The sequence below is a fragment of the Arthrobacter sp. 01N444 genome, assembly GCF_056399305.1.
Genome location: NZ_JBFTRB010000003.1, coordinates 211,904 through 230,494, shown reverse-complemented (window position 1 = coordinate 230,494; position 18,591 = coordinate 211,904). Strand labels below are relative to the sequence as shown.

20 protein-coding genes, 6 tRNA genes and 1 riboswitch are annotated in these 18,591 nt (G+C 68.2%); of the genes, 9 read left to right on the top strand and 17 right to left on the bottom strand.

What is annotated here, in order from left to right; all coding sequences use genetic code 11:
- Positions 1-66: 66 nt before the first annotated feature.
- The 15 genes from hisF to AC1DKN_RS05385 all read right to left on the bottom strand — a co-directional run bounded on the left by hisF (position 67) and on the right by AC1DKN_RS05385 (position 12,183).
- The gene (gene hisF / locus AC1DKN_RS05455) at positions 67-843 is read right to left on the bottom strand and encodes an imidazole glycerol phosphate synthase subunit HisF (RefSeq protein WP_026536975.1); all 777 of its coding nucleotides are present in this window, start codon (positions 841-843) and stop codon (positions 67-69) included.
- Positions 844-928: 85 nt separating this feature from the next.
- Positions 929-1,771 (bottom strand): ATP phosphoribosyltransferase, encoded by an 843-nt coding sequence (gene hisG, locus AC1DKN_RS05450; protein ID WP_028277039.1) that lies wholly within the window; start codon positions 1,769-1,771, stop codon positions 929-931.
- Between the two features lie 104 nt (positions 1,772-1,875).
- Positions 1,876-2,139 carry a phosphoribosyl-ATP diphosphatase gene (locus tag AC1DKN_RS05445; protein ID WP_018772463.1) on the bottom strand — a complete coding sequence of 88 codons (264 nt, stop codon included), beginning with the start codon at positions 2,137-2,139 and terminating at the stop codon, positions 1,876-1,878.
- 166 nt (positions 2,140-2,305) lie between these two features.
- The gene (ribH, locus tag AC1DKN_RS05440) at positions 2,306-2,791 is read right to left on the bottom strand and encodes a 6,7-dimethyl-8-ribityllumazine synthase (RefSeq protein ID WP_018772462.1); all 486 of its coding nucleotides are present in this window, start codon (positions 2,789-2,791) and stop codon (positions 2,306-2,308) included.
- Positions 2,792-2,836: 45 nt separating this feature from the next.
- Complete coding sequence (ribA, locus tag AC1DKN_RS05435; protein WP_476870768.1) at positions 2,837-3,499, bottom strand: GTP cyclohydrolase II; 663 nt, start codon at positions 3,497-3,499, stop codon at positions 2,837-2,839.
- A gap of 46 nt (positions 3,500-3,545) precedes the next feature.
- Positions 3,546-4,256, bottom strand: a complete 711-nt coding sequence (gene ribB, locus AC1DKN_RS05430) for a 3,4-dihydroxy-2-butanone-4-phosphate synthase (protein WP_476870625.1) — start codon at positions 4,254-4,256, stop codon at positions 3,546-3,548.
- Entirely contained in the window at positions 4,253-4,939 is a 687-nt protein-coding gene (locus tag AC1DKN_RS05425) for a riboflavin synthase (RefSeq protein WP_476870624.1), read from the bottom strand. The genes ribB and AC1DKN_RS05425 overlap by 4 nt, the downstream gene beginning before the upstream one ends.
- Positions 4,939-6,036, bottom strand: coding sequence for a bifunctional diaminohydroxyphosphoribosylaminopyrimidine deaminase/5-amino-6-(5-phosphoribosylamino)uracil reductase RibD (gene ribD / locus AC1DKN_RS05420; protein ID WP_476870767.1), 1,098 nt, complete (start codon positions 6,034-6,036; stop codon positions 4,939-4,941). The genes AC1DKN_RS05425 and ribD overlap by 1 nt, the downstream gene beginning before the upstream one ends.
- A 116-nt stretch (positions 6,037-6,152) precedes the next feature.
- Positions 6,153-6,851: a nicotinamide riboside transporter PnuC gene (gene pnuC / locus AC1DKN_RS05415; RefSeq protein ID WP_476857167.1), complete on the bottom strand. Its 699-nt coding sequence runs from the start codon at positions 6,849-6,851 to the stop codon at positions 6,153-6,155.
- 94 nt (positions 6,852-6,945) lie between these two features.
- Positions 6,946-7,096, bottom strand: a riboswitch (FMN riboswitch).
- A 138-nt stretch (positions 7,097-7,234) separates the two neighbouring features.
- Positions 7,235-7,891 (bottom strand): ribulose-phosphate 3-epimerase, encoded by a 657-nt coding sequence (gene rpe, locus AC1DKN_RS05410; protein WP_476870623.1) that lies wholly within the window; start codon positions 7,889-7,891, stop codon positions 7,235-7,237.
- A 66-nt stretch (positions 7,892-7,957) separates the two neighbouring features.
- Positions 7,958-9,559 (bottom strand): RsmB/NOP family class I SAM-dependent RNA methyltransferase, encoded by a 1,602-nt coding sequence (locus AC1DKN_RS05405; protein WP_476870622.1) that lies wholly within the window; start codon positions 9,557-9,559, stop codon positions 7,958-7,960.
- A complete protein-coding gene (gene fmt, locus AC1DKN_RS05400) occupies positions 9,556-10,476 on the bottom strand; it encodes a methionyl-tRNA formyltransferase (RefSeq protein ID WP_476857165.1) in 921 nt (306 codons plus the stop codon). Before fmt ends, AC1DKN_RS05405 begins: the two co-directional genes overlap by 4 nt.
- Positions 10,473-11,045 carry a peptide deformylase gene (def, locus tag AC1DKN_RS05395; RefSeq protein WP_230011447.1) on the bottom strand — a complete coding sequence of 191 codons (573 nt, stop codon included), beginning with the start codon at positions 11,043-11,045 and terminating at the stop codon, positions 10,473-10,475. The genes fmt and def overlap by 4 nt, the downstream gene beginning before the upstream one ends.
- A gap of 134 nt (positions 11,046-11,179) precedes the next feature.
- The gene (locus AC1DKN_RS05390; RefSeq protein WP_476851510.1) at positions 11,180-12,025 is read right to left on the bottom strand and encodes a cytochrome; all 846 of its coding nucleotides are present in this window, start codon (positions 12,023-12,025) and stop codon (positions 11,180-11,182) included.
- Between the two features lie 86 nt (positions 12,026-12,111).
- A tRNA-Val gene (locus AC1DKN_RS05385) sits at positions 12,112-12,183 on the bottom strand.
- Positions 12,184-12,564: 381 nt separating this feature from the next.
- Between AC1DKN_RS05385 and AC1DKN_RS05380 the strand changes: the two genes are divergently transcribed.
- The 6 genes from AC1DKN_RS05380 (at position 12,565) to AC1DKN_RS05355 (ending at position 13,584) form a co-directional block, all read left to right on the top strand.
- Positions 12,565-12,637, top strand: a tRNA-Gly gene (locus tag AC1DKN_RS05380).
- Between the two features lie 46 nt (positions 12,638-12,683).
- Positions 12,684-12,754 (top strand) — tRNA-Cys (locus AC1DKN_RS05375).
- 39 nt (positions 12,755-12,793) lie between these two features.
- Positions 12,794-12,868: transfer RNA gene (locus AC1DKN_RS05370), tRNA-Val, on the top strand.
- A 56-nt stretch (positions 12,869-12,924) separates the two neighbouring features.
- A tRNA-Gly gene (locus AC1DKN_RS05365) sits at positions 12,925-12,997 on the top strand.
- Positions 12,998-13,035: 38 nt separating this feature from the next.
- A tRNA-Val gene (locus tag AC1DKN_RS05360) sits at positions 13,036-13,110 on the top strand.
- Between the two features lie 204 nt (positions 13,111-13,314).
- A complete protein-coding gene (locus AC1DKN_RS05355; RefSeq protein ID WP_028277028.1) occupies positions 13,315-13,584 on the top strand; it encodes an antitoxin in 270 nt (89 codons plus the stop codon).
- A 174-nt stretch (positions 13,585-13,758) separates the two neighbouring features.
- On the opposite strand, the gene zapE is transcribed toward AC1DKN_RS05355, so the two are convergent.
- Positions 13,759-14,796 (bottom strand): cell division protein ZapE, encoded by a 1,038-nt coding sequence (gene zapE, locus AC1DKN_RS05350; protein WP_476851509.1) that lies wholly within the window; start codon positions 14,794-14,796, stop codon positions 13,759-13,761.
- Between the two features lie 226 nt (positions 14,797-15,022).
- Between zapE and AC1DKN_RS05345 the strand changes: the two genes are divergently transcribed.
- The 3 genes from AC1DKN_RS05345 (at position 15,023) to ybaK (ending at position 17,009) form a co-directional block, all read left to right on the top strand.
- Positions 15,023-15,940 (top strand): sulfurtransferase, encoded by a 918-nt coding sequence (locus AC1DKN_RS05345; protein WP_476870621.1) that lies wholly within the window; start codon positions 15,023-15,025, stop codon positions 15,938-15,940.
- A 70-nt stretch (positions 15,941-16,010) separates the two neighbouring features.
- Positions 16,011-16,484 carry a SufE family protein gene (locus tag AC1DKN_RS05340; protein WP_243179191.1) on the top strand — a complete coding sequence of 158 codons (474 nt, stop codon included), beginning with the start codon at positions 16,011-16,013 and terminating at the stop codon, positions 16,482-16,484.
- Between the two features lie 27 nt (positions 16,485-16,511).
- A complete protein-coding gene (gene ybaK / locus AC1DKN_RS05335; RefSeq protein WP_476851506.1) occupies positions 16,512-17,009 on the top strand; it encodes a Cys-tRNA(Pro) deacylase in 498 nt (165 codons plus the stop codon).
- Between the two features lie 110 nt (positions 17,010-17,119).
- Here ybaK and AC1DKN_RS05330 read toward each other — a convergent pair whose 3' ends face one another.
- Positions 17,120-18,487: an alpha/beta hydrolase family protein gene (locus tag AC1DKN_RS05330; RefSeq protein WP_476870620.1), complete on the bottom strand. Its 1,368-nt coding sequence runs from the start codon at positions 18,485-18,487 to the stop codon at positions 17,120-17,122.
- Between the last annotated feature and the right edge of the window lie 104 nt (positions 18,488-18,591).

Below are 18,591 nucleotides of genomic sequence, written 5' to 3'. Positions count from 1 at the left end.
CTTACGGCCCATAATCCCGTCCGGGATGGGCGGTAAGTGACCCCGCGTTGCTTTAAGCGGTGGGGACTAGCGGACTTCGAAGCCTGCGTCGCGGATCGCGGCCTTGACCTGCGCGATCATGTCCAGCGGGCCGAAGTGGAAGACCGAGGCCGCCAGGACGGCGTCGGCGCCCGCTGCCACGGCCGGCGGGAAGTGCTCCGGCTTGCCGGCGCCGCCGGAGGCGATGAGCGGGACCTTGACCCCCGCCCGCGCCAGGCGGATGAGTTCCAGATCGAAGCCGTCCTTGGTGCCGTCGGCGTCGATCGAGTTGAGCAGGATTTCACCCACTCCGCGGTCGGCCGCTTCGCGCGCCCAGGCGATCGCGTCGATTCCGGTCCCCTGCCGTCCGCCGTGCGTAGTGACCTCGAAGCCTGACGGCGTAGGCTGCGAGCCCGGACGGGTCCGGCGCGCGTCGAGGGAGAGCACCAGGACCTGGGAACCAAAGTGCCGGGTGATCTCGTCGATCACGTCCGGCCGGGCCACGGCTGCGGTGTTGATCGCAGCCTTGTCCGCGCCGCAGCGCAGGAGCTTGTCCACCTCGGCCACGCCGCGGACGCCGCCGCCGACCGTCAGCGGAATGAAGACTTCCTCGGCGGTGCGGCGGACGACGTCGAACGTGGTCTCCCGGTTGCCGGAGGACGCCGTGACGTCAAGGAAGGTCAGCTCGTCGGCGCCGCTGTTGTCGTAGCGGTGCGCCAGTTCCACCGGGTCCCCGGCGTCGCGGAGGCCCTCAAAGTTGATGCCCTTGACCACGCGGCCGGCATCGACGTCGAGGCACGGGATGACGCGCACGGCAACAGTCATGACTTCTCCTGGTACTTGCAGGCGGGTAATTGCTGCAGGGTGATTGCTGAAGGTGTTCCTGGCGGGAACCGGCGGGGCGGGGCGCCTAGATGCGGCAGGCGTGGATGCTGCTGACCAGGATGGCGCGGGCGCCGAGGTCGTAGAGCTCGTCCATGATCCGGTTGGTTTCCCGCTTGGGCACCATCGAGCGGACGGCCACCCAGTCCGAATCGCGCAGCGGCGACACGGTGGGCGACTCCAGGCCGGGGGTGAGCCCGGCGGCCTGCTCGACGAGTTCCTTGCGGATGTCGTAGTCCATCAGCACGTACTGCCGGGCCACGAGGACGCCCTGGAGCCGGCGGATCAGGACCTCCGTGGCAGGATTCTGCTCGCCCTTGCGGCCAATCAGCACGGACTCCGAATTCAGGATCGGCTCGCCGAAAATCTCCATGCCGGCGGCCTTGAGCGTGGTGCCGGTCTCGACGACGTCGGCAATCGCGTCGGCGACGCCGAGTCGGACGGAGGATTCAACGGCGCCGTCAAGGCGGACCACCTTGGCGTTGATGCCGCGCGCGGCTAGGTAGCCGCGCAGCAGTCCGTCGTAGCTCGTGGCCAGGCGTTTGCCCTCGAGCTCGGCGACCGTGGTGAAGTCGCCGACCGGGCCGGCGAAGCGGAAGGTGGAAGCGGCGAAGCCCAACGGCAGCAGCTCCTCGGCCTCGACCTCCGCGTCGAGCAGCAGGTCGCGGCCGGTGATGCCGACGTCGAGCGTTCCCTGGCCCACGTACACAGCAATGTCGCGCGGGCGGAGGAAGAAGAACTCAATGTCGTTGTCCGGGTCCACCATGACAAGCTCGCGGGTGTCGCGGCGCTGGCGGTAGCCTGCCTCGGCCAGCATGGCCGCGGCAGCTTCGGACAGGGATCCCTTGTTCGGGACGGCAACTCTAAGCATGGGAAAAGTCTCTCTTGGGTGTGGAAGTCTCTGTTGGGGCACATCGGCCACGCGGTGCACGGGATCCGCCAGCGAAGTCATGGCGGTGTCCGGTGCGGGCGCGGCTACAGATGCTTGTAGACGTCTTCCAGGGTGAGTCCTTTGGCGAGCATCAGAACCTGCAGGTGGTAGAGCAGCTGGGAAATTTCCTCGGCGGCGGCCTCATCGGATTCATACTCCGCAGCCATCCAAACCTCGGCTGCTTCCTCCACGACCTTCTTGCCGATGCCGTGGACTCCGGAATCCAGTTCGGCGACGGTGCGGGAGCCCTCCGGGCGGACGGCTGCCTTTTCACTCAGTTCTGCGAACAGCGACTCGAAATTCTTCACGCCCCCAAGCCTACTTGCTCCCGGCGCGGGAACGCCCGCCGGGGCGTTGCATGACGGCGGAGATGTGAGGCACTGCATATCCAGCACGGCCAGCGAGGCCAGCAGACTCTGCCGGCGCGGGCGGCCAGGGAGGCGTCCGCACCGGCTTTGGCTGCAGCCTGGCGGCTCAGCCGAACTGCTTGAGGGTCACTGCCGTGGCCAGGGCAGCGGTAACGGCCTCGTGACCCTTGTCCTCGGTGGATCCCGGCAAGCCTGCCCGGTCGATCCCCTGCTGCTCGGTATCGCACGTCAGCACGCCGAAGCCCACGGGAACCCCGGTGCGGACGCTGACCTCGGTCAGGCCCAGGGTGGCCGCCTCGCAGACATATTCGAAGTGCGGAGTGCCGCCCCGGATGACGACGCCGAGCGCCACGACGGCGTCGAAGTGCGGTGCCAGCCGGGCGGCCGCGACCGGGAGCTCAAACGTGCCCGGCACGCGCAGGACGGTCGGCTCATTGATGCCGGCGTCCTTCGCGGCGCGCAGGGCGCCGTCGAGCAGTCCGTCCATGATCTGGGTATGCCAGCTCGCGGCCACAATGGCCAGCTTGAGCCGTGAGGTTTCTTCCGGCTTGAAGGTGCTGAGGTCGATCTGGGGGGCGCCGTGGCCGCTCATAGGGTATTCCTTGCTGTTGAGTCTGGTGGTCGTGTTGCTGCCCGGTCAGTCCTGGTCGTGCTCGAATCCGGACAGGCCGGCGGCCGGAGCCGGTTCACCGTCCAGGACCAGGCGGTGGTCCATCCGGTCCTTCTTCGTCTGCAGGTAGCGGATGTTCTGCTCCCGGGAGGGGACCTCCGTGGGGACCATCTCCACCACCTTGACGCCTGCCTGCGCGAGCCGGTCCTGCTTGTCCGGGTTGTTGCTCAGCAGCCGGATCTCGTGGAGACCCATCTCCGCGAGGATCTGGGCCGCGGCCTTGTAGCAGCGCGCGTCGACCGGCAGCCCGAGCTGTTCGTTGGCCTCCACGGTGTCAAAACCGGCCTCCTGCAGGGCGTAGGCCTTCATCTTGTTCGCCAGGCCGATCCCCCGGCCCTCCTGGCCGCGCAGGTACAGCAGGGTGCCGCCGAGTTCGTTGATCAGCTCGAGCGCATAGGCCAGCTGCTCACCGCAGTCGCAGCGGTAGGAGCCAAACACATCGCCGGTGAGGCACTCCGAATGGAGGCGGACCAGCGGTGGCTGGCCGTCAACCGGCGCCATCGGTGAACTGACGGCCAGGTGCTCCGCGCCGGTGTCGAGGTCGGTCCAGGCCTGTGCCACGAAGTCGCCGAAGGCGGTGGGCAGCTGGACGATGGGTCCTGCGCTGACCGGATGCGGTTGACGGGCCATGGCCGTCTCTTCTCGGGTCTCCGAAGTCGTCACTATTTCTCCTCCATCAGACAGGGTCCGCTGCGTGGCTGCCGTGCTGTTCCGCTTCAAGATACGCCACCAGATCCGCAATCGAAATCAGGGGGCAGCCATGCTCGATGGCGAAGCCGCGCAATCCGTCCAGCCGCATCATTTCTCCGTTGTCGTACACCAGCTCTGCTATCACGCCCACGGGCTCCAGGCCCGCGAGCCGGCACAGGTCCACGGCCGCTTCGGTGTGGCCGGGACGTTCCCGCACTCCCCCCTTAACGGCGCGGAGGGGAAAAACATGCCCGGGACGGGTCAAGGAATTTGGCCGGCTTTGCGGGTCGGCCAGGATCCGGGCCGTCAGGGCGCGGTCCGTGGCGGAAATTCCGGTGCTGACACCCACGGCGGCGTCGCAGGACACGGTGTAGGCGGTGCCCTTCGCGTCTTCGTTGATTGCCACCATTGGCGGCAGCGCCAGGGCGTCGGCCCGGTCGGCGTCGAGCGGTACGCAGATCACGCCGGAGCTGTAGCGGACTGTCCAGCCCATCAGCGCGGGGGTGGCGTGCTCGGCGGCGAAAATGATGTCGCCTTCGTTCTCGCGGTCCTCGTTGTCCACCACCAGGACGGGGCGCCCGGCTGACATGGCGCTGATGGCGTCCTCGATCGGATCGAGGCCTACACGCCCGGTGCCGGCAGCGGCGGCGCGCAGCCCGGCCACATCATGGCCGGGCTGGTCCGTGACCCGGCTCATTTCGCGGCCCCGTCCGTGAGGGCGGCTTCTCCGTCGGAACCTTCGGCTGCCCTGTGCGCGGCGGGCGACGAACCGCCGGCAAAGGACAGCAGGCGTTCGGTGTACTTCGCCAGGACATCGACTTCGAGGTTTACATGGCCGCCGGGTGTCTTCTGGCCCAGGCCGGTCTCGGCCAGGGTGGTCGGGATGAGCCCTACTTCAAACCAGGGCGCCGGATAGTTGGCCGGGCTGACTGCCGTGACGGTGAGGGAGACGCCGTCGACGGCGATGGATCCCTTTTCGGCGATGTACCGGGCCAGCCCGGCCGGCACCGCGAACCGCAGCCGGTCCCAGTTGCCAAGCCCCTCGCGCTCCACGAGCTGGCCGACGCCGTCGACGTGGCCCTGGACCACGTGGCCGTCCAACCGTCCCCCGGCGGGGACGCAGCGTTCCAGGTTGACGGGATCGCCCGCAGTGAGTTCTCCGATCGTGCTGCGGACCAAGGTCTCGCCCATAACGTCAACGCTGAAGTCCCTGCCGTCGATCTGAGTGGCGGTGAGGCAGACGCCGTTGACCGCTATGGAACCGCCCAGGGCGAGACCGTCCGTGGTGCCGGGCGCATGGAGCCGTACGGTGGCGCTGCTGTCCCCGTTGCGCTCAATGGAGAGCACCTTTCCCTGCTCGGCGATAATTCCGGTAAACATCAATTGCCTCCTGCGGCGGTGTCCGCGCCGGTGCGGTGCGGGGTGGTATCGGATGAAGTAGGGGTGGCGGCCGGGTCAGCCTCATCGGCCGGGGCGGCCGGGCGAAGATGGAGCCGGAGGTCGCGGCCGAGGACCTGGACGGCGCCGCCGGATGCCGGGTCCCATTCCCAGCGCTGGGCATCGGCCAGGGTGGTGATGCCGAGGTCGTCCAGGGCGGCGGTGCCGGAGCCAAGCAGTGTGGGCGCCAGGTAGACGATGAGTTCGTCGACCAGGCCGGCGGCCAGGAACGCGCTCAGTATCCGGGAGCCGCCCTCCACCATGAGGTGCCGGACGCCGTGTGCGAACAGCTCGTCCAGGGCCTCGCGCGGGTCGCGGGTGGCCAGGTGCAGGACGTTGCCGTCGGCTCCGTGGATGGCGGCGTCGTCGGGAATGCCCCGGTACCCCATCACGGCGCGGAGCGGCTGTTTGCCCTCTGCTTCGCCGTCGCCGTTCCGGGCGGTGAGCCGGGGGTTGTCGATGAGGACCGTCTGGGTGCCCACCAGGATGGCGTCTATCCGGCCGCGCAGGGCGTGGTTGTCGGCGAGCGATTCCGGGCTGGATATCCACTGGCTGGTGCCGTCGCTGGCGGCGATGCGGCTGTCGATGGTCTGGGCGATATGCAGGGTGACGAACGGCCGTTTGGCGGCGACGGCGTCGAACCAGCGCCGGTTCAGGTCCAGCGCCGCCTCGGCGGCCAGCCCGGAGCGAACGCGGACGCCCGCGGCCCGGAGCGTCACGGCGCCGCCGGCCGCCGGGTCGTGGGGATCGTCGACGGCGTAGATGACGTCGGTGATGCCGGCGTCGATGATGGCCTGCGCGCACGGGCCGGTGCGCCCACAGTGGTTGCAGGGCTCCAGCGTCACCACGATCGCCGCGCCACGGAGGTCCCGGCCCGCCGCCTTCGCCTGGCCGATGGCGTCAGCCTCGGCGTGGGCAGTCCCGGCTCCGCGGTGGTAACCGGTGGCTAGGTGCGTTCCGTCGGCCCCGACGACGACGGCGCCGACGAGCGGGTTGGCGCCCCGCGGGCCCTGCGCCGCGGCGGCCAGGGCAGCCTGCATCGCAGCATTCTCGGCAGCGTTGAACGCGGCAGCGCCGGACGGGGCAGCGCCGGACGGGGCAGCGCCGGACGGCGCGGCGCTGAATCCGGCGCTCACGCCGGCGGTGTTGAGGGCACTCACTTGGCCACCACAGGGTCGGGGAAGGCGGTTTCGACCGTGACAGGCCGGTTCGCCAGCCTGGAGGCACGCCACCAGACAAAGAACCCGGCCAGGGTGAAGAAGCCGTAGAAGAGGTACATGACGGCGCTGGCGTAGTAGCCGGCGCTGAACAGCAGTGGCACACCGACGATGTCCACCGCCACCCAGATGAGCCAGAACTCCGTCCAGCCCCGCGCCATGCCGTAGGTCGCCAGCAGCGAGCCCATGAACGTCCACGCGTCGGCCCAGACCGGCGGGTAGGAGCCGAGGGAGTCGAAGACGGGGGTAAGCGCCATGGTGCCGGCCACGAGGCTGAGGGCCAGAATCACCCGGGTCTGGTTGCCGGCCCAGCGCGGCGCGACGGCAGTCCCGCCGCTGCCGGACTTCCTGCCCTGCTGCCAGCGGTACCAGCCGTAGAGGGCGACGCCGATGAACATGACCTGGCGTCCGGCCTGGCCCCACAGCGTGGCCGGCGTGGCGGAACCGAAGACGTTGCCCAGGAAGACCGTCAGGAGCAGCAAGTTGCCGGCGATGCCGACGGGCCATGCCCAGACCCGGCGGCGCATGCCGCCGACGGCGCTGGCGAGGCCAAAGATGTTGCCTAGCACTTCACGAAGAATCAGGACAGATCCGCCTACGGGGATCTGCGCTTCGAAGAGCCATCGCAAGGGGTCCATGTGTGTGTCGTTCCTTCCCTCAAGAACCGCGATGGCTCCGGGGGTATACGACAGCGCAATTATGCGGCGCCGTTGGGGCGCCGCAGTAACAGCTGTACGTGCTTCTCTCATCCAGACTTTAACTGTCGGTACCGGAATTTCACCGGTTCAACCGTCTGCCGGCTTCCTCCCGAGAGAGGGCGCTGGCGCGCGGGTCGCGGACTGTCACCGCCGGTTCGGACTTTCACCGACCCCGGAGCACGTATGTGTGTTGTTATTCTGACACAACTGCGGCCCTGCCCGGGCTATTCCCCGGATGCCGATGTTACGCCCGGCGTCATCTTCGCAGCAGTTCCCTGCCGGGACCGCGCGTCAGCGGGACCCCGCGTCAGCGGGACCCCGCGTCAGCGGGACCCCGCCGCCCGGAGCCTTTCGACAGCCTCCGCCGGATCCGCGGCGCCGTAGACGGCCGACCCCGCAACAAAGACGTTCGCCCCCGCCTCTGCCGCGCGCACGATCGTCTCCTCGGTGATGCCGCCATCCACCTGCAGTGCCACCGCGACGCCGGAGCCGTCAATGGCAGCGCGGGCCCGCCGGATCTTGGGCAGCGTCAGGTCCAGGAAAGCCTGCCCGCCGAAGCCTGGCTCCACCGTCATGATCAACAGCAGGTCCAGTTCCGGGAGCATGTCCAGATAGGGCTCCACGGGAGTGCCCGGACGCAGCGCCATGCCGGCTTTGGACCCACGGGCGCGCAGTTCCCGCGCGAGTTTGATCGGCGCGATCGAGGCTTCGGCGTGGAACGTCACCGAGGCCACCCCGGCGTCGGCGAAGCCCGGCGCCCAGCGGTCCGCGTCGGCGATCATCAGGTGGGCGTCCAGCGGCACCGGGCTGACGGCCTGGATGCGCTGCACCACGGTCAGCCCAATGGTCAGGTTGGGCACGAAATGATTGTCCATGACGTCCACATGCACGGCATCGGCATTGCTGATACGGCGCAGTTCGGCCTCAAGGTTGACGAAGTCAGCCGAAAGGATGCTCGGGTTGATGCAGCACTGGGCCATGGATTTCCTTCTCGTTCGTACTTAGCTGGTTCGTTTTTGGTGGCAGTGCCCCAGTATCAGCGAAACTCAGGCCAACTTGCGAATCAGCGCCAGGAACATGGCGTCCGTCTGGTGCACGTGCGGCCAGAGCTGGGCGGTGAGCTCGTGCCCGGCCTTGAGGTGGCCAGTGAGGCTGACGCCGTCCAGCACGGCGCCGGCGTCGAGGAGCTCGAGGTCCTCGCGCTTGCGCAGGGCATCACTGACGACGGCGGTGGTCTCTGCCGGGTGCGGCGAACATGTCACGTACGCCACCACGCCGCCGGGCTTGACGGCGTCGATCGCGGAGTTGAGCAGCTGGCGCTGCAGCGGGCCAAGGTCCACGAGGTCCTTGGGCGTGCGCCGCCAGCGCGACTCCGGGCGCCGGCGCAGGGCGCCCAGGCCGGTGCACGGGACATCCACCAGGACGCGGTCGAACGACTCCGGCTGCTCGGCGCCGATGTCGCGGCCGTCCCCGGTCCTGACCTCCCAAGCCTCCCGCGGGACCGCGGACAGGGCCTGCCGCACGAGTTTGGCACGGTGCGGGGCGGATTCGTTGGCCAGCAGGTGGGCGCCCCGCTGCCGGGCGAGGGCTCCGAGCAGGGCGGCTTTGCCGCCGGGACCGGCACAGAGATCCAGCCAGCGCTCCCCCGCGCCCCCGCCGTCCGTCCCCGCTTCGCCGCCAGAATTTGTGTCGGGGTCTGCGCTGATGTTGTTGCCGGGCCCGGCGCCGGGGGTTGTGCCGAGGTCGACGGCGGCCATGGCGCGGGCCACGAGCTGCGAACCGACGTCCTGGACACGGGTGCTTCCGTCACGGACCGAGGCGAGCCGGCCGAGGTCCCCGCCGCTGGAGAGCGCGGATCCCTCGACGAGCTCGCCCGGGGTGGCCCCGCCTTCCAGGGCCTCGTCGAGGCTGCCGACGCCGGGCAGCGCCACAAGGTTCACCACGGGCGCGGCGTTGTCGGCTTCGAGGAGCGCGTCAATCTCAGAAACCGCCCGGCCGTGGGCCACGAGTGACTGGCGGAGCGCGCGGACGATCCACTCCGGGTGGGCGTAGCGGATGGACGCGATCTTGATGGCATCCGTCTCGGTGCTCAGCAGCAGGTCGAGCCACTCGTCGAGGGTGCGGGCGGAGACTTTGCGCAGGACGGCGTTGATCAGTGCCGAGGGCCCGGCCCCGATCACGGCGCGGGCCAGCCCCACCGTCTGGTCCAGGGCGGCGTGAGCGGGCACGCGCATGGCGAGCAGCTGGTGCACCCCGATCCGCAGGGCATCCAGGATCGCGGGATCCAGCTCCTCCAGCGGACGGTCCACGCACCGGGCCAGGATGGCGTCGTACGTGCCCTGGCCGCGGAGGGCGCCATAGCTGAGTTCGGTGGCGAAACCGGCGTCGCGCTTGTCCAGCCCGTTGTGCCGGATCCGGGCCGGGAGCACCAGGTTCGCGTAGGCGTCCTCGGCGGCCACGGCGCGGAGCACTTCAAAGGCAACCAGCCGGGCCGGATCGGCGCGGCGGGTCCGCTGGGACGGGGCGCTCTCGGTGAAGCCGCGCTGCGGGCCGCGGTTGCGTTCCCGGCCCTGGGCGTTCCGCCTGCTGCCGCCCCCGGCGCCCTGGCCACTGCCTCGGCTGTTGCCGTTGGTCCCGGAACCGCTCATTCGAATACCACGCTTTCAAGTGTTGCCTGCCCACGCGCCCAATCAGCGGCGGCCATCATTTTCTTGCCCGCGGGTTGCACCCGCGTCAATTCCACCGGGTGCGATCCCGTACCGACGAGAACCCGTTTTCCGTCCAATGCCAGCTGTCCGGGCCGAAGCGCCGCCGAGTCCGCTGCCGGCAGCACTGGCTCCAGTTTGATCCGCTGGCCCTCCAGCAGTGTCCAGGCGCCCGGTTCCGGCGTGACGCCGCGGGCTCGGCGGCCGATCGCCAGGGCGGGCTGCTGCCAGTCGAGCCGGCCGTCTTCGAGACTGAGTTTCGGTGCCAGGCTGACGTCGCCCTGCTGCGGGAGCGCGACGGCCTTGCCGGCGTCGATGGCGGACAGCGTTTGGGCCAGCAGGACCGCGCCGCTGTGGGAGAGGCGTTCGAGCAGGGCCCCGGCGGTGTCGGCGGGGTGCACGGTCTCGGTGAGGGTCCCGAAGACCGGACCGGTGTCCAGCCCCTCCTCCAGGCGGAAGGTGACGGCACCCGTGACGTCGTCGCCGGCGATGACGGCGCGCTGCACGGGAGCTGCGCCGCGCCAGGCCGGCAGCAGGGAGAAGTGCAGGTTCACCCAGCCGTGGCGGGGGACAGCGAGGGCCGCAGGGGGAATCAGCCCGCCGTAGGCCACGATCGCCGCGACGTCCGGTGCTGCGGCGGCAATGCGGGCGGTCACCCCGGCATCGACTTTGGCGGCGTGGATGATCTCAATGCCGAGCTCGGCGGCCCTGGCGGCCACGGGCGACGGCGTCAGGACGCGTTTGCGTCCCAGCGGTGCGTCCGGGCGGGTGAGGACAGCGACGACGTCGAACCCGGCGGCAACAAGGGCGTCGAGCGACGGCACTGCGACAGCGGGGGTCCCGGCGAAGAGAACCCTCACGGGGTGATTCCGAAGCTGGACCCGCCGAAGCTCGTCCCGACGCTCTTCGCGCGCTTGGTGGTTGTCTGTTCCGTGATGGCGTCGTAGTTGGCATTGCGGATGGCGCGCAGGGCGGCCTTTCGGTCTTCGCCCTCGAGCCGGTCGGTATAGAGAATGCCGTCCAGGTGGTCGGTCTCGTGCTGGAAGCAGCGCGCCAGCATGTCTTCGCCCTCCACGGTGACGGGGTTGCCGTGCAGGTCCACGCCGGTCACCCGGGTTTGGCGGTACCGGCGGACGGGGAAGCCCAGGCCCGGGATGGACAGGCATCCCTCGACCTGGTCCGGCTGGAAGTCCTCGCTGTTTTCCAGCACGGGGTTGACGATGTGACCCTCGACGCCGCCGATCCGGTAGGTGAAGACGCGCAGGCTCACACCGACCTGGGGCGCGGCCAGGCCGGCGCCCTCGACATCCTCCATGGTTTCGGTCATGTCGGCGACGAGCTTTGCCAGTTCAGGCCCGAATTCCGTCACGGGATCGGCGACTGTGCGCAGCACAGGATCTCCGATGATGCGGATATTCAAAATGGCCATGTGCAGTCTGTCCTCACGGTGGGCGGCTAGGGGTCCAGTCCAGTTTAGTTGCAGCTGCCCGGCTTCTGTTCGGCGCGTCTTGTCGGTGCTTCTGGTCAGCGCTTCTGGTCAGCGCTTCTGGTCAGCGCTTCTGGTCAGCGCTTCACGGGCGGCGCCAGCGGGAGAAGTGCTGCTCCGGCGGTTGCCGTGTCGGCGGACATCTCCCACACGCGGCGCAGCGCACAGAATTTCCACCAGTGATGCTTCAGGACCTCGGGGTTGGCCCGCTGCGGACGGACCTCGGTCTCGCCGACCGCCACGGCCAGGAGGATCGGGGACTCGCCGTGCTGCCAGGCCTCCCACTCCCCCGCGACGGGATCCACGAGGCTTTCCTCCGCCTTCATGCCCGCCACGAGCTGCATGACCACCTTGTCATCAAGCGGTTTGACGGTGCCGTCCCGGCTGGTGCCCTTGGTCTTGTAGTCGATAAGACAGGTCCGGCCGTTGATCCGTGCCACGAGGTCCAGGGTGCCGGCATAGCCGACCGTCTTGTTCCACACCGTAATTTCCGGGGCGATGGGCTCAACCTGGAAGAGCTCCCACCATTCGTCGAAGCGTGCCGCGAAGGCTTCCTCGCCGTTGGCGGCCAGCGCCTCCCGTGTTTCCTTCATCTGGTGCGGCCGGCCGAGCGCACGCAGCGCAACCTGCTCGCAATAGTTGTGGACCCGGTCGCCGCGTTTGGCGGCATCGTCCCGGTACGACTCCGCCGCCTTGGCGGCCCGGCTGACCGCCTGCCGCAGTTTGGCCGGGCTCCCCAGGATGCCGGGGAGCTCGGGATCCTGGGCCAGACTGTTGGCGCCCATGTACCCGAACCAGCCATCCAGGCCGTGTGGCTGCTGGCCGATCACCGTGGTGATGGAAGGGACAGAGAACTGAGCCGACGTGGAGCGGGCGTACATGCGGCCATGGTCCGTGGCGTGGGCGAGGAGTGGAGCGGTCATATGAAGACTCTTTCACGGGGGTCAGACAACGATGAAAAGCAAAATGGCCCGCCCCGCTGAGTCAGCGGAACAGACCATTTCGTTAGTGGGCGATACTGGGTTCGAACCAGTGACCTCTTCGGTGTGAACGAAGCGCGCTACCACTGCGCCAATCGCCCTAACGACATTGAATGCTAGCCCACCCGGGCGGATTTTAGAAATCGGCCCGGAGGAACCTGGCCGCGGCGGGAATGCGGGCCCAATACTCCCGCGCAACAGGCCCCGTGCACGGGCAGTTCCACCAGCCCTCCACCGGCCGTTCCAGTCGTCCCCCTCAGAAGGCCCGCTCAGTAGTCCCGGCGCCACTTAGGGCCACGGCTGAACACCGACGCTAATTACAGCGCTGTAATTAGCAAAATCCCCTAGAACTCGGGGAAGTAGGGCCATGGAACCCGGGCCAATGGGTCTCGATTTGTAGATTCCCAGAACCTCCTATAGAGTTCTTACTCGTTGGAACGCGAGGAAATGCCGAATGCGGCAAGGAAATGCACACCAACAATGCGGACGTAGCTCAGCTGGTAGAGCACCACCTTGCCAAGGTGGATGTCGCGAGTTCGAATCTCGTCGTCCGCTCGCAGGACACTGTCACGGCAAAGGTTCTTCGGAATCCTGTCTACACGGTGGGTTGGCCGAGAGGCGAGGCAGCGGCCTGCAAAGCCGTATACACGGGTTCGAATCCCGTACCCACCTCGGTGAAAACCCTGGTTTCCGGTTTCGATCGGATGCAAGGGGCGATTGGCGCAGCGGTAGCGCGCTTCCCTGACACGGAAGAGGTCACTGGTTCGATCCCAGTATCGCCCACCAGAGCAAGGCAACTTGCTTGATGCAGTACCACCGGCCCAGCCGGCATGGACTAAAATGCGGACGTAGCTCAGCTGGTAGAGCACCACCTTGCCAAGGTGGATGTCGCGAGTTCGAATCTCGTCGTCCGCTCTCTTCATTACAACTCCACTCCGGATCCTTCCGGTTGCGGGCGATTGGCGCAGCGGTAGCGCGCTTCCCTGACACGGAAGAGGTCACTGGTTCGATCCCAGTATCGCCCACCACAAGAGCAGCTCCCCCGGAGCTGCTCTTTTTTGTGCACTGCGGGTTTGTGCACTGCGGATTGGTGCACTCCGGGCCCTTCTACCCTGTGCACCTGGCCTTCCATCTTTTATCCTCTGGGCGGACACCCTTGGCACCCCCGCCACCTCCCGCTAGGGTAGAAAACGCAAGGAGCGATCTGGCTCCGCGACCGAAGGGAGGTGCCCGTGGGTTTACTTGACGATCTAAAGGGCAAGGCTCAGCAAGTTATTGGTGGCAACGAAGAAGCCATCAAGGACGGCATCGAAAAGGCAGGCGACTTCGTCGACTCCAAGACCGGCGGAAAGCACGCCGGCACGATCGATGCCGTGCAGCGTGGCGCTTCCGACTTCGTGGACAAGGCGAACGACCGGCCGAATTCGGCCCCGGTCGCCGATCAGACTCCCGCAGCCGGTGAGCCCCCCGTAGCCGGGGAACCCCGCCAGCCAGGCCTCTGACCCAGATCCGTCAGCGAGGTGCCGGTCCCGCCGAGAGGCGGCGCCGGCACCTCCGGCATTTAAGGGCGACTCCAACCGGGCAACGCGGGGTCAGTTACGGCCCATCCGGTGCATCCGGATGGGCCGTAACTGACCCCGCGTTGGATTTGGCGTTGTACTTGGAGGGGCTGGCGGCTAGGACGGTTCGTGGTTTTGGCCCTCGCGGGCCAGCGCGGTCAGCCTGGAGACGGCGCGGAAGTACTTCTTCATGTACCCGCCGGTCATCATTTCCTCGGTGAAGAGCTGGTCGAACGGCACACCGCTGGCAAGGATGGGCACGTCCTTGTCGTACAGCCGGTCAGCCAGCACCACGAAGCGCAGCGCAACGGCCTGCTCGGTAATCGTGTGCACGTTCTTCCAGACCACGCCCTCGATCCCCTCCAGCAGCTGGCGGTAACGGCTCGGGTGCACGCCGGCCAGGTGGTTGATCAAGGTGCTGAACTCATCGCGGGCCACGGTCTTGCCGTCGAACTCGGCATGCATGTGGTGGGTCAGGTCATCATTGCGCAGCGGCGACGGCGCGGCCGGCAGGCCACGGTGGCGGAAGTCCTCGCCGTCGATCCGCACGACGTCGAACTGGTCCGCCAGCACCTGGATTTCGCGGGCAAAGTCGACGGCGGCGAAGCGCCCGTCCCCGAGGGACCCCGGCAGCGTGTTCGATGTGGCGGCAAGCTTCACGCCGGCGTCGGCGAGTTCGCGCATGAGCCGGGACATGAGCACAGTGTCGCCCGGATCATCGAGCTCAAATTCATCGATGCAGACCAGCTTGTAGTGGCTCAGGGCCTCAACGGTCTTGCGGAAGGACAGCGCACCGACGAGGTTGGTGTATTCGACGAACGTGCCGAAGGCCTTGGGCCCGGGGGCGGCGTGCCACAGCGATGCCAGCAGGTGGGTCTTGCCCACACCGAATCCGCCGTCGAGGTAGATCCCGGCCCGGGAAGTGTCCTTCTTGCCGAAGAGCCGCTTGAACAGCCCGTCGCCGTCGCGTGCGCCCACGCCCGCCGCAAAATGCTGCAGGGCATGGACCGCCTGGGCCTGGCTGGGCTGGGCGGGATCGGGCCGGTAGCTGGAAAACGACACCTCACCGAACCGCGGCGACGGATAGAACCCATTGAGGAGTTCATCCACGGAAACTGCCGGTGTGCGGGCGGCGAGCTGTTCGATCTGTACCAAGGTGGTCCGTTCTGCTGGTCTCTTGTCCCCAGCAAGAATACCGGCAAAGCCTGGCCGGCCCGCGTGCGCGGCTGTGGACCCGCGGCCGGCGTGAGGAAGACCACATTTCCCCGTGTGAACCCGGTGGAGCATTCCCATCGGCCCGTGACTAGTGTTGTAACAGGCCTGGCGCGGCGCACGCTTTCCGCGCCCGGCCTCCTGACCGTTCAAGTGAAAGGCCATCGCAATGACCTACCCCGTTGAGCAGAACGAGAAATTCGCCGCCTACGCCCACCCTGACCGCCTGGTGTCCACGGAATGGCTGGCCACGGCGATCGAGGACGGTGCCCTCGACGGCGGCAATCTCGTGGTGGTCGAATCCGACGAAGACGTCCTGCTGTACGAGACCGGGCACATCCCGGGAGCAGTGAAAATCGACTGGCACACGGACCTGAACGACGAGGTGACCCGCGACTACGTCGACGGTGAAGCCTTCGCCGCGCTGGCCGCGTCCAAAGGTATTTCCCGGGACAGCACGGTGGTCATTTACGGCGACAAGTCGAACTGGTGGGCCGCATACGCCCTGTGGGTGTTCACGCTCTTCGGCCACGAGGACGTCCGGCTCCTGGACGGCGGCCGGGACAAGTGGATCGCGGAAGACCGGGCGCTCTCCACCGTCACGACCGTCGCCACCCCCGCCGACTACCCCGTCGTGGAGCGGGACGACGCCCCGATCCGCGCCTTCAAGGATGACGTCCTGGCGCACTTCGGCAAGCCGCTGATCGACGTCCGCTCGACCGAGGAGTACACCGGCCAGCGCACCCACATGCCCGCCTACCCGGAAGAGGGCGCGCTGCGCGGCGGCCACATCCCCACGGCGGCCTCCATCCCCTGGGCCCGCGCGGCGGCCGGCGACGGCACGTACCGGAACCGCGGCGAGCTCGAGGCCCTCTACCTCGGCGAGGCCGGATTGAACGAAGGCGACGACGTCGTGGCGTACTGCCGGATCGGCGAGCGGTCCAGCCACACCTGGTTTGCGCTGAAGTACCTGTTGGGCTTTGAGACCGTGCGGAACTACGACGGCTCCTGGACCGAATGGGGCAACGCCGTGCGCGTCCCGATCGTCAAGGGTGCCGAACGCGGCGCGGTTCCGGCCGGCCGTTAGCCGTGGTGACCGTGGAGCGGGACCGGTCCCGACAGGGACACAATCGGCGCGCCTGCGTAAGCTGGGAGTGATGAATACTTCAGCCCTCCCCGCCGCACTGGCGGACATTGTCGACGATTTCCAGGCCCTGACCGAAGCAGAGCGGCTGCAGCTGCTCCTTGAGTTCTCACAGGGGCTTCCGGAACTTCCGGAGCGGCTCCGGGATCACCCGGAGCTGCTCGAGCAGGTAGTGGAGTGCCAGACGCCGCTGTTCCTCACCGTCGAGACGGAACAGGCCGACGGCGACGCGCCTGAGCGCGTCCGGCTCTACTTCAAGGCACCCAAGGAGGCCCCGACCACCCGCGGCTTCGCCGGAGTGCTCCACGAAGGACTCGACGGGCTCAGCGCCGCGGAAATCCTGGCCGTCCCCGACGACATGCCCGAACTGTTGGGCCTGACCCGCGCCATCACTCCCCTGCGCATGCGCGGAATGACCGCCATGCTGGGCCGGATCAAGCGCAAGGTCGTCGCCTCCGGAGACCGCCAGCCGTCGGCGCAGTCCTGACCTTCGGCGCCCGGACAGCCAGAGAACATGGCCCGCAAGCACGCGTCGCAGGGAACTCCGGCCACCGCGGCACTCGCGGCCGCCGGGGTTCCCTTTGTGGCCCACCCCTACACCCATGACCCCGCGGCGGCCAGTTATGGCCTGGAAGCGGCGGAAGTGCTCGGCGTCGACCCTGACCGGGTCTTCAAGACCCTGATGGTCGACGTCGACGGCCGGCTCGCCGTCGGCGTCGTGCCGGTCAGCGGCAGCCTGGACCTCAAGGCGATGGCCGCGGCTTTGGGCGGCAAGAAAGCAGAGATGGCCGATCCGGCCGCGGCGCAGCGGCGGACCGGATATGTTCTCGGCGGCATCTCACCGCTCGGCCAGCGCCAGTCCTCCCCCACAGTGGTGGATGAGAGCGCACTGGCGCTGGAGACCATCCTCGTTTCGGGCGGACGGCGCGGCCTGGACATCGAGCTGGATCCGGCCGAGCTCATTCGGCTCACGGCTGCCCGCACCGCCAGGATCGGGACCCGGCGCGACTGACCCGGCCCCAGATATCGAGACGGCACGTCACGGCCATGTTCGCGCACAACACTGCCGTGATCTGTCAGCGAACCGTCAATGAACTGTCAATGATCTCTGTCAGTGAACTGTCAATTGAATGCGGCATTGCCGGCCGGAGGCTCCTGGTCGCCGGGGTTGGCGCGGGGCGCCAGCTGCTGCCGGAGCCAGGCCGAGACCTGCCGCTCCCAGCGCTCCGGGTCCACGTTCCATTCCTTGGTATGCAGGGCCTTGTCGAAGGGCTCGAAGGTGACCATCTCGGGGTTTTTCTCGGCCAGCGCCGCTGAGGGCCCGTACGGTACGTACTCGTCGTCCACGCTGTGCACAATGAGGGTCGGCGTCCTCAGCTCCACGGCCCGCGAGACCCAGTCCATCGCTTTGAGGTCGACGGGCGCGGCCAGCCCGGTCAGCCGCCGGCCCAGGCGGTGGCTGAGCATGAGTTGTCCGTAGCGGCCCACGGACGACGGAATCCGGTTCAGCTCCGCGTGGTGGGCCAGCACGTTGACCCAGTTGATCACCGGCGCGTCCAGGACCATGGCCCGGATCAAGTGGCGGTGCCGGGAAAGGTCAGCGGTCTGGAGGCATATCGCGCCGCCCATCGACCAGCCGAACAAAACCACCTCGCGGGCGCCCTGCTGTACGGCGTAGCCGATGGCGGCCTCGACGTCGCGCCATTCGGTGGAGCCTAGGCCGTACCGCCCGTCGCTGGCTGACGGGGCCAGGCCGTCGTTGCGGTAGGAGATCAGAAGACTGGACATGCCCAGTTCCCTGGCGGTCCGGACGGCCCGCAGCCCTTCCTGCCGGGTCGCCCCGCGCCCGTGCACCATGATCGCCCACACGTCGGGGGCCACATCCTCCGCCACGGCCGGCGCGGCGCGGACGAGCCAGGCCGGCGCGGTCCCGGCGTCGACGTCGATCAGCACGTCCTCCACCGGAAACCCCAGGGCGGCCGGATCCGGAAAGGCCGCGCCGCTCCACCAGCCGCGCCGGGCGGTGGCCATGTCCCCGCTGTAGACGTGCTCGACCTCGCGCAGCACGGTGCGTTCGGCCGGGGAGTAGGACAGGATCCGGCCGATCCGCGCATGCCCGCGGCCGCCGTCGAAGAAGAAACCGTACACCCCGTCCACCGTGGCGTCCGGGGTGGCGGCGAAAATGACCCGCAGCGCCCGTCCCTCGCGGATGACGGCCAGCACTTCCTGGTCCTCTGCCCGGAACCGGGCCGGGGTGATGACGCGGCGGGCGAAGTAGAGGGCGAGGGCGGAGGAGCCGGCGGCGAGCACACCCGCAGCGGCGCTGCCGCCGATGATGCCCCCCACCGCCCACTTGGCGCTCCCGGACGTCACGCCGCCGGGGGCTGGCGCGACGGGGAGTGCTGTTCTGCGGGCAGAGGCCCGCCGGGCAGCGGCCTGGCGGGCAGCGGTCTGGCGGAGGTCCGGGCGGAGGCGCAGGGAGGATGCCATGGCACCATTCTTACTGAAGCGCAGCCCAACCACGGCATTGGCGGGGTTTCAGGCGCACGGCCGGGCCGGTCCAGACACGCCAGGGTCCCGCGGGACACAACGAT

Excerpts from the sequence above, each read along its gene's own strand:
- AC1DKN_RS05425 (WP_476870624.1), bottom strand. The coding sequence starts at position 4,939 with ATGTTTACCGGAATTATCGCCGAGCAGGGAAAGGTGCTCTCCATTGAG.
- ribA (WP_476870768.1), bottom strand. The coding sequence starts at position 3,499 with ATGGCCCGTCAACCGCATCCGGTCAGCGCAGGACCCATCGTCCAGCTG.
- ribH (WP_018772462.1), bottom strand. The coding sequence starts at position 2,791 with ATGAGCGGCCACGGCGCCCCCCAGATCGACCTCAGCACCTTCAAGCCG.
- AC1DKN_RS05390 (WP_476851510.1), bottom strand. The coding sequence starts at position 12,025 with ATGACCGCTCCACTCCTCGCCCACGCCACGGACCATGGCCGCATGTAC.
- ribB (WP_476870625.1), bottom strand. The coding sequence starts at position 4,256 with ATGAGCCGGGTCACGGACCAGCCCGGCCATGATGTGGCCGGGCTGCGC.
- ribD (WP_476870767.1), bottom strand. The coding sequence starts at position 6,036 with ATGCAGGCTGCCCTGGCCGCCGCGGCGCAGGGCCCGCGGGGCGCCAAC.
- def (WP_230011447.1), bottom strand. The coding sequence starts at position 11,045 with ATGGCCATTTTGAATATCCGCATCATCGGAGATCCTGTGCTGCGCACA.
- AC1DKN_RS05330 (WP_476870620.1), bottom strand. The coding sequence starts at position 18,487 with ATGGCATCCTCCCTGCGCCTCCGCCCGGACCTCCGCCAGACCGCTGCC.
- AC1DKN_RS05405 (WP_476870622.1), bottom strand. The coding sequence starts at position 9,559 with ATGAGCGGTTCCGGGACCAACGGCAACAGCCGAGGCAGTGGCCAGGGC.
- AC1DKN_RS05345 (WP_476870621.1), top strand. The coding sequence starts at position 15,023 with ATGACCTACCCCGTTGAGCAGAACGAGAAATTCGCCGCCTACGCCCAC.
- AC1DKN_RS05340 (WP_243179191.1), top strand. The coding sequence starts at position 16,011 with ATGAATACTTCAGCCCTCCCCGCCGCACTGGCGGACATTGTCGACGAT.
- hisF (WP_026536975.1), bottom strand. The coding sequence starts at position 843 with ATGACTGTTGCCGTGCGCGTCATCCCGTGCCTCGACGTCGATGCCGGC.
- pnuC (WP_476857167.1), bottom strand. The coding sequence starts at position 6,851 with ATGGACCCCTTGCGATGGCTCTTCGAAGCGCAGATCCCCGTAGGCGGA.
- ybaK (WP_476851506.1), top strand. The coding sequence starts at position 16,512 with ATGGCCCGCAAGCACGCGTCGCAGGGAACTCCGGCCACCGCGGCACTC.
- rpe (WP_476870623.1), bottom strand. The coding sequence starts at position 7,891 with ATGGCCCAGTGCTGCATCAACCCGAGCATCCTTTCGGCTGACTTCGTC.
- hisG (WP_028277039.1), bottom strand. The coding sequence starts at position 1,771 with ATGCTTAGAGTTGCCGTCCCGAACAAGGGATCCCTGTCCGAAGCTGCC.